Genomic DNA, 1,139 nt, shown 5'->3' on the forward strand with positions numbered 1-1,139 from the left:
ACCTTATTTTCTCCTGCATGTTATTCCTCCCTTCCAGGATTACGATTCCCTGGAAATGAAAGTCGTTATCCTACCAAGGAAGAAGTTATTTCATACCTCAAAGAATATGCTAAACATTTTAATTTAAACATTCGTACTGGAGAAAAAGTTACAGTAGTTCGTAAGGTTGGAGATTTATTTGAGATCGAAACCTTAAAAAGTGTATATTATTCAAAAACAGTTATTTCAGCAACAGGAGCTTTTGCCAATCCCAATCTACCAGCAATAGAAGGAAGTGAATATTTTAAGGGTAATATCATACACTCCAGTCAATATAAAAACGTAGACGAATATAAAAATCAAAGAGTAGTTGTGGTTGGTGGTGGAAATTCTGCTATACAAATTGCCTATGAGTTAGCAAAAGTGGCAAATGTAACAATTGCTTCAAGAAAACCTCTTTCTTTTACACCACAAAGATTACTCGGAAAAGACATTCACTTTTGGTTAAAATTAACTGGTGTTGATACTCTTTTTTATGGAAGAAAGTTTGCTTCAAAGGTATCAATTATGGATACAGGAATTTATAAAGAAGCGATTGTAAAGAAAACGCCAGATAGCAGAAGAATGTTTACAAAATATACAGAAGGGGGCGTTGTTTGGAGTAAGGGAAATGAAGAACAAGTAAACACTGTCATTTATGCAACTGGTTATATATATAATATGCACTATTTAATACCTCTAAAAAATACGATAGATAAATACAATTCCCCGAGACAGGATAAAGGATTAAGTTCCACAATCGATGGTTTATATTATGTTGGACTTTCAGGTCAGCGATCATTTTCTTCAGCAACCATTCGAGGTGTAGGGTCTGATGCAAAATATGTTGTAAAAAAAATAGGCTATTATTTAAAGTATTTTGAATCAAAATAAAGATCATATTTATAGACAATCACTATTTTAACTGTTGGATAACAAAACAATTCACAATGTTAATGCTATTACAATATAAAAGGTCTCTTATTAAAGAGACCTCAGACCGTAGACAAACCCCCTTTCAAATCCTTGATTTGAAAGGGGGTTTGCATTTATTCTCTATTTTCTTAGGCTGGGCATGGATACTTCCATGCCCAGTTTGCCATTTTCTTGAGATTCATGGC

At 33.4% G+C, this 1,139-nt stretch carries 1 protein-coding gene; it reads left to right on the top strand.

The window, feature by feature from the left end; all coding sequences use genetic code 11:
* On the top strand, positions 1 to 912 hold a 912-nt coding region (locus tag WQ54_RS17760; RefSeq protein WP_046585957.1), incomplete at its 5' end, for an NAD(P)/FAD-dependent oxidoreductase.
* Positions 913 to 1,139: the final 227 nt, after the last annotated feature.

Source organism: Bacillus sp. SA1-12 (assembly GCF_000981385.1).
GTDB lineage: Bacteria > Bacillota > Bacilli > Bacillales > Bacillaceae > Metabacillus.